Source organism: Achromobacter sp. Marseille-Q0513, from assembly GCF_018195695.1.
Taxonomy (GTDB): Bacteria; Pseudomonadota; Gammaproteobacteria; order Burkholderiales; family Burkholderiaceae_B; genus Achromobacter.
Genome location: NZ_JAGTJY010000069.1, coordinates 20,331 through 27,638 on the forward strand (window position 1 = coordinate 20,331; position 7,308 = coordinate 27,638).

At 71.8% G+C, this 7,308-nt stretch carries 5 protein-coding genes; 3 read left to right on the top strand and 2 right to left on the bottom strand.

The genetic code is table 11. The annotated features are described in order from the left end of the window. Window positions 1–47: 47 nt before the first annotated feature. Together KDH83_RS15560 and xseA are read right to left on the bottom strand one after the other, a co-directional pair. Window positions 48–3,299: an ankyrin repeat domain-containing protein gene (locus KDH83_RS15560; protein ID WP_212317429.1), complete on the bottom strand. Its 3,252-nt coding sequence runs from the start codon at window positions 3,297–3,299 to the stop codon at window positions 48–50. Window positions 3,300–3,359: 60 nt separating this feature from the next. Then, window positions 3,360–4,727 (bottom strand): exodeoxyribonuclease VII large subunit, encoded by a 1,368-nt coding sequence (xseA, locus tag KDH83_RS15565; protein ID WP_212317431.1) that lies wholly within the window; start codon window positions 4,725–4,727, stop codon window positions 3,360–3,362. 352 nt (window positions 4,728–5,079) lie between these two features. Between xseA and KDH83_RS15570 the strand changes: the two genes are divergently transcribed. From KDH83_RS15570 to lpxK, 3 genes are read left to right on the top strand one after another with little or no spacing between them, the layout of a single operon-like run. Further along, a complete protein-coding gene (locus KDH83_RS15570; protein ID WP_212317433.1) occupies window positions 5,080–5,715 on the top strand; it encodes a MotA/TolQ/ExbB proton channel family protein in 636 nt (211 codons plus the stop codon). Beyond that, window positions 5,712–6,125 (top strand): biopolymer transporter ExbD, encoded by a 414-nt coding sequence (locus tag KDH83_RS15575; protein ID WP_103275159.1) that lies wholly within the window; start codon window positions 5,712–5,714, stop codon window positions 6,123–6,125. Before KDH83_RS15570 ends, KDH83_RS15575 begins: the two co-directional genes overlap by 4 nt. Continuing rightward, window positions 6,122–7,168, top strand: a complete 1,047-nt coding sequence (gene lpxK, locus KDH83_RS15580; RefSeq protein ID WP_212317435.1) for a tetraacyldisaccharide 4'-kinase — start codon at window positions 6,122–6,124, stop codon at window positions 7,166–7,168. The genes KDH83_RS15575 and lpxK overlap by 4 nt, the downstream gene beginning before the upstream one ends. Window positions 7,169–7,308 lie beyond the last annotated feature (140 nt).

The window sequence follows — 7,308 nt, forward strand, 5'->3', positions numbered from 1 at the left end:
ATGAGCAAATGCGCGCCGGCGCGGGTCGCGGCGCGCAAATGCGAACGTTACTCTTTCGCGTAGCGCAGCGCCCTGCCCCCGCGCGTTTCGACCAGCGAGCCATCTTCGCGCAACATCATTGAAGTATGCAGCGGCGAGGCCGACGCGGCTTGCGGCAAAGTCAGGTCGATGCGGATGGCGCGCGCCGCCGGATCCAGTTTCGACACATCGACGAAATGCCAGCGCGCGCCCGAGGGCAGCGGCACGAACACGGCCAGCGCGCGCAGCTTGCCGGCGGCGGCTACGGGCGCGCTGACGCCGTCCTCGCCTTCGGACTCGCGCGGCGCGCCGGCGTAGTCGTCGCTGGCCGAGGACATGGCCACGTCCGCCCTGACCAGCCTGCCCTGGTAGTACACGCGCACGGTCAGATTGCCTGGCCGGGCCGGCTCGCCGCTGACGCGCACGCCCGCCACCGCCGAGAACGGCTGCAGCGGCGGCGTGTCCAGGTAGACCTGCTTGCCGTCGCTGCGCCAGGCGCCGCTGGCGCTGATGTCCACCGCGCCGTAGCTCATCAGGTAGTCAAAGCTGCCGTCCTCGGACAGCACCAATTCGCTGCCGACCTCGCGCACGCCTTGCAGGTAGTAATGGCCCGGCAGTCGCTGCGACGCGGCCGACTTGCTGACCGCCTTGCTCGCGCCGCGGCCATGCGGCGCGGCGGCCTGCACCGGACATTGCGGCTGCAACGACACGCCCTGCGCGGCCAGCGCTTCGCTGAAGGCGGGCGCGGCCTGGCACAGCAGGACCTGCGCGAAATCCTGGCCCGGCGGCGCGGCGACCTGCGTGAAGCGCGCCTTGTGCGTGGCCAGCAGGGCCAGCATCTCGGGCTGCCCGGTCTCCAGCGCGGTCCAGGCCGGGCTGCGGCCCTGGCGGTCGGGCGCATCGGCATCGGCGCCCGCCGCCAGCAGCGCATCGGCCAGATCCTTGCGGCCGAGCCGGATGGCGGCGTTCAACGGCGTTTCACCGCCTTCCTGCGGCGCCTGCAGGTCGGTGCCGCCAGCCTTGAGCCGCCGCAGCACGTCCACGGCCGTGTCGCGCCGCGCCACGATCAGCTCGCGGCCCTGCAGCAGGGCCGCCAGCACGCGCCGTCCCAACGGCGCGCCGCAATCGGCGGGGCCGCCGTTGAAGCCCAATTCCTGCAGGCCGGCGAAATAGCCGGGCTCGTCGAGCAGGCGGAATTCGCCGCCGTCGGGCAGGCAGGCGCGGTCCAGCCCCTGCCCCGTGGCCTGCGCGACGCGACGCGCCAGGGCGATGTCGCCGGACCCGGCGGCGGCGTTGATCAGGGCGTAGTGCGCGGGCGCCCGAGGCAGGCGCGGATCATCCAGCCGCGCACCGCCGCGCAGCAGGCGTTCCAGCCCCGCCTGATTGCCTTGCGCGATCAGCCAATACAACGCGCTCTGCCCGTCCGCGGCCAGGCCGGCCGGATCGGCTCCCTTGGCCAGCAGGCGATCGACGATGGCATCCTGGCGCAGCGTCGCGGCGGCCAGCAGCGGTGGCTCGTCGGCACGGTCCTGCGACGCGCCGTCGCCACTGGCGTCCGCCGCCGGCGGCCGCGGATTGACGGGCACGCCCGCATCGATCAGATAGATGGCCAGCGCCTCGTTCCGGCTGCTCACGGCCTGCCGGATGGCATCCGCGTCCAGCGTCTTCAGGTCGAAACCGGCGTCCACCCACAGCCGCAGCATGGCCAGCCCGTCGGCTCCCGGCTGCCGCAGTGCCAGCAGCACCGGCGAGCGGGTCGGATGACGCATCAGCGCCTGCAAGGTGTCGGGCCGCGCCGCCTTCAGCAGTTCGCGCAACAGCGCGGTATCGCCGGCCGTCACCGCCTGCTCCAGCGCCGAACGGCTGTCGTAGCTGTCCCGTTGCAGTGCCGGATCGGCCCCGGCCGCGAGCAGGATCCGGGCCGCCTCCGGCCGTCGCTGCGCGACCGCCTCGGCCAGCGGCGTATTGCCATAGCGCTCGCTGGCGTCGCCCTCGACCGGCGCGCCCAGCTCCACCAGCCGACGCAGGGTGACCGTGTCGCCGCGCTGCGCGGCCAGATTCATGATCGGACGGTCGCCCCCCTCGATACGCAGAAACAGGGGATTGGACGACCCGGTGAGAGGACCGCGTTGCGCGTAGGGCATGCCCGCCTGCAGCAATTGCACGGCGATCTCCGGATGACCGCCAATCACCGCGGCCTGGGCCGCATCCAGCCACACATCGCGCACGCCCTTCTCGCCATGGCCGCTGGCCGGCATGGTCCTGGGCACCAGTTCCATCAGCGCGGGCACGGCGCCGGCGTTGCCGGTGTAGGCCGCCAGCGCCAGCGGACTCAATTCGTTGTCGAAGGCCGGGCGCGTGCCGGTGGCGGCGAAGGCGCGCAGCACGTCGCCGCCCTCGGTCAGTTCGACCAGCGGATTCCAGCTCAGGAAATCCGCCATGCGCCTGGGCTCGCCGGCGGCGTCGGTCAATGCGCTCGCGCCGCCCGGCTTGGCATCGTCCAGCCCCAGGAAGGGCCGCTGCGCGCCCGCCTTCAACAGCGCCTGCACCATGCGGGCCATGTCCGGACGATCCACCAGACGCGGCAGATAGGTCATGCGGATCGCGAACTCGAAATCGCGATCGAGCAGGAACTCCAGCGGCTTGCGCCCTTCGTCGCCGGCCTGGTTCGGATCGGCGCCGGCCGCCAGCAGCATGTCCACGATCTGCGGCGAGCCATAGAGCAGCGCCAGTTGCAGCGCCGTGCGGCGCGACTGGTACGTGGCATCGTTGAGCGCCGGCTTGGTGGCCAGCAGCGCCGCCAGCATGCGCGTGCGCGCCGGCAGCGCGGCGCGGTGCTCGTCGCGCAGGCGCGCGGCTTCGTCCTTCGGCATGTCCCAATAGACATGCTTGGAACGCAGGCCGCGCGGCGGCATCAGCAGCACGTGCAGCAACGGCCGGCCGTCGTCGGCATAGTCACCGGGATGCGGCACGCCGGCCAGGGCGGCCGTGAACGCGGCCTCGTCGTTGGCCCGCGCGGCCTCGAACAAGGTCCGGACCTCGGGCGTTTCCGCCTTGGGATAGTCGCGGTACGGCGACTGGCAATCGCAGTCCCGGGCCGGATCCTTGCGCGCCACGGGCGGAGGCGGCGCGGGCACCGGCACCGCGCTGTCCGCCAGGGGCACCTCGACCTGGGCGCGCGGCGCGGCAGCGTCCGCGCCCGACGCGGCCCAGGCCGGCATTCCTATCGATCCAACGGCCAGCAGGCCGGCGACGGGCCAAGCAATCGCTTTTCGCAGCATGTGTTTGCCTTGCAAGAGACTGTCGAACCGGGCGCTTGCGGCCCGGACCAGGCATCCTGTTCAGGACGCGTCGGACTCCGGCCGGACCTGGGTGACTTCGGCCTGCGCGCCGCCGCGCGCGAAACGCAACTCCAGCGCCTGTCCAGGCTGCAGGCTGGCGGCATCGCGCAGGATGCGTCCCTGCGCGTCGCGGGCGATCGCATATCCCCGCGCCAGCGTATTGCCCGGATCCAGCGCGCGCAACTGCGCGCCGGCGGCGGCCAGCCGATTGCGCGCCTGCAGCCGCAGCCGCGCATGGGCCTGGCCCAGTTGCCGCGCGGCGTTCGCCACGCGTTCGGCGGCGCGGCGCGTGTCGGGCTTGCGGTGTTCCAGGCGTTGCGCCAGCAAGGCGACGCGCGCGCTGCGCGCGCCTTGCGGCGCGGACCAGGCGGACGCCAGCCGGAAGCCCAGGCTGTTCAGGCGCTCGCGCTGATGTTCCAGGCGCTGCGCCGGCGACACCAGCTGGCCGGCGACGCGGTCGAGGCGCTGGGCGGCCCGCTCCAGCCGCCGCTGCTGGCCGCGCGCCAGCGTGCGCGCCGCGTCCATGACGCGGCCCAGCAGCTCGCCGCGCGGAGTGCAGGCCAGCTCCGCCGCCGCGGTCGGGGTGGGCGCGCGCAGGTCGGCCACGAAGTCCACGATGGTGAAGTCGGTTTCATGGCCCACGCCGCTGACCACCGGAATGGCGCTGGCCGCGACCTCGCGCGCCAGCGTCTCGTCATTGAAGCTCCAGAGATCCTCGATGCTGCCGCCGCCGCGCACCAGCAGCAGGGTGTCCACTTCGGCGCGCTGATTGGCCAGCCGCACTTGCGCGGCCAGCCGGCCGGCCGCGTCGGCGCCCTGCACCGGGGCCGGATAGATGATGACGGGAACTTGCGGCGCGCGGCGGGCCAGCGCCGACAGCACGTCGCGCAGCGCGGCCGCGTGCAGCGAGGTGATCACGCCGATCGCCCGAGGCAGCGGCGCCAGCTCGCGCTTGCGCGCCGGGTCGAACAACCCCTCGGACGCCAGCTGCTCCTTGAGCCGCAGGAAGGCTTCGTACAGGTTGCCCAGCCCGGCCCGGCGCATGGCGTCGACCTGCAGCTGGTAGTCGCCGCGCGGTTCGTACAGCGACACGCGCGCCCGGATCTCGACCTGGTCGCCGGCGCGGGGGACGAAACCGACCGCGCTGGCGCGGCTGCGGAACATGACTGCCCGCACGGCGGCGCGGCTGTCCTTGATCGTGAAGTACCAATGCCCGGAAGCCGCCTGCGTGAAGTTGGAAATCTCTCCGCGCACCCATATTGCCGGGATGCTGCGCTCCAACAACTGCCCCACGGCTTGGTTCAGCTGGGCAACCGTCAGGATATCCCGCGCAAATACGTTGTTTGTGACCGAGAACTCAATTGTCATAAGGCTTTCCGGTGCATACCTGTCCACAGGGCATACGGGGCGGGCCGCAATCATACCTTGTTCAGGGCCTTGTGCGCCCATCGGCCCCAGAGCCAGCATTTACATAGCAAGTCGTTGATTTATATGGTATTTACATGAAAACAACACTGCGCGAAATTGAAGCAAAGGACTGTAAGCCCAGCGCCCATAAGCATTCCTGGCAACTTCTGCACAGAATTATCCACAGATTCTGTGGATAGTTTTGCCCGCCGGGCGGCCTTGCCACATCCCCGCCGCGCCGTTACAGTTCCGGCTTGCATCCGATGCCGATGCGCGTCGACGCGCGCCCCGGCACGCCCTGGAGTTCACCGCTTTGCTAACCATACTGCGCGAGGCCGGCTGGCCGATCTGGCCCCTGCTGGCGACATCCGTGCTGGGTCTGGCCCTGATATTCGAGCGCCTGCTGTCCCTGCGCCGCGGGCTGGTCATGCCACGCGGCCTGACCGAACAGGTCGCCGACATGCTGCGCAACCACCAGGACACCCCCGAATCGCTCGGCAAGCTGGAACGCAACTCCCCGCTGGGCCGCGTATTGGTCGACGTCATTCGCCACCGCCACCTGCCGCGCGAGGAATTGCGCAGCGCGGTCGAGGACACCGGCCGCGCCGTCGCCCATGACCTCGGCCGCTACATCGCCGCCATCGGCACCATCGCCATGGTGGCGCCGTTGATGGGCCTGTTCGGCACCGTGATCGGCATGATCGAGATCTTCGGCTCCTACACGCCCGGCGGCGGCGACCCCGCCCAGTTGGCGCGCGGCATCTCCATCGCCCTGTACAACACGGGCTTCGGCATCCTGATCGCCATTCCGGCCATGATCGCGCATCGCTACCTGCGCGGCCGCGTCGACGGCTACCTCAGCGCCATGGAGCAGGCCGCCGCCCGCCTGGCGCGCGCGGTCGCGTCCGGCCATGCCCATCCGCCCGGCCGCCACGAGGCGCGCCCATGAATTTCCGCGGTTCCCGCGGCGAGCGCGATGAGCTGGACATCAACCTGATCCCGCTCATCGACGTGCTGCTGGTCATCCTGATCTTCCTGGCCGCCTCCACCTCCTTCGCGCGCTTCACCCAGCTCAAGGTCACCCTGCCCCAGGCCTCGGCCGAGCAGGACACGCCGCCCGCGCTGGAAGTCGCCATCAGCCAGGACGGGCGCTATGCGCTCAACGGCACCCTGATCGACGTATCCACGCCGCCCGAGATCGCCGACGCGCTGCGCCAGGCCGCGGCCGGCAAGACCGAACCGCTGGTCGTCATCAACGCCGACGCGCAGGCCACGCACCAGTCCGTGATCAACGTCATGGAAGCCGCCCGGCTGGCGGGCATCGGCCGCGTCAATTTCGCCGCCCAGACCGCCCGGTGAGCGCCCCCCGATCCTCCGCCACGCTGCTCGCGCGCCAGTGGCAGCACGGCGGCTGGCTCTCCACCCTGCTGCTGCCGCTGTCGGCGCTGACCGCCTGGGCCGTCGCGAGAAAGCGCGCCCAATACCGCGACGGACGCAAGCCGGCCTACCGCGCGCCGGTGCCGGTGGTGGTGATCGGCAACGTCTACGTGGGCGGCACGGGCAAGACCCCCATGGTGATCGCCACTGTCGAAGGACTGCGCGCGCGCGGCTTCAATCCGGGCGTGGTCAGCCGTGGCTATGGCGCGAAGATCGGCCCCGAGCCGCGCGTCGGGCATGGCGCGGCGCTGGCCGCGTCGGCATTCGGCGACGAGCCCGCCCTGATCGCGCGCGCCAGCGGCGCGCCGGTCTCGGTGCATCCCAGGCGCGCGCTGGCCGCCCAGGCGCTGCTACGCGCGCATCCCGACGTGGACGTGATCGTCTCTGATGACGGCCTGCAACACCTGGCGCTGGCGCGCGACGTGGAAATCGTGGTGCAGGACGAGCGCGGGATCGGCAATGGCCGCCTGCTGCCGGCCGGCCCGCTGCGCGAACCGGCCAGCCGGCTGCGCGAAGTGGATGCGGTAGTGACCAATATCGGCGTGCCCGGCGCGCAGGAAGCCGCTCCGACGGCGCGGCCGCGCCAGGCCAGGATGTGGCTGGAACCCGGCGACGCGCGCCAGATCGAGGGCGGCGCGACCCGTCCGCTGGCGGCGTTCGCCGGCAGGCCCGGCGTGGCCGCCGCGGCCGGCATCGGCAATCCGCAACGCTTCTTCGCGACGCTGCGCGGCGCCGGCATCACGCCCGAGCCCGCGCTGGCGCTGCCCGACCACCATGATTATGCGCAGTCCCCATTCCGGGACTGGCCGGCCGAGAGCATCCTGGTGACATCCAAGGACGCCATCAAGTGCGCGGCGCTGCACGATGCGCGCCTGTGGGAAGTGCCGGTGCGCGCCGGCTTCTCGGATCCGCTGCTGTTCGACTGGCTGGCGCAGGCGCTGCGCCAGCTTCCCGCGCGCCGCTAGCGCTGCGCGGCGGCCGGCCCCGCGCTTGCCGGCCGGCCCCTGCCCGCCTCAGAAGCACGCCGGCTTGGCCGCGCTGCGGCCCGCCCAGTATTCCGCCCAGGCCCGCCCGCCCCCCCCCGCCGCCCCGCAGCCGGCCACGG

Bases quoted from the DNA above. Each gene is read 5' to 3' on its own strand.
- KDH83_RS15575 (WP_103275159.1), top strand. From the start codon at position 5,712: ATGAATTTCCGCGGTTCCCGCGGCGAGCGCGATGAGCTGGACATCAAC.
- xseA (WP_212317431.1), bottom strand. From the start codon at position 4,727: ATGACAATTGAGTTCTCGGTCACAAACAACGTATTTGCGCGGGATATC.
- KDH83_RS15560 (WP_212317429.1), bottom strand. From the start codon at position 3,299: ATGCTGCGAAAAGCGATTGCTTGGCCCGTCGCCGGCCTGCTGGCCGTT.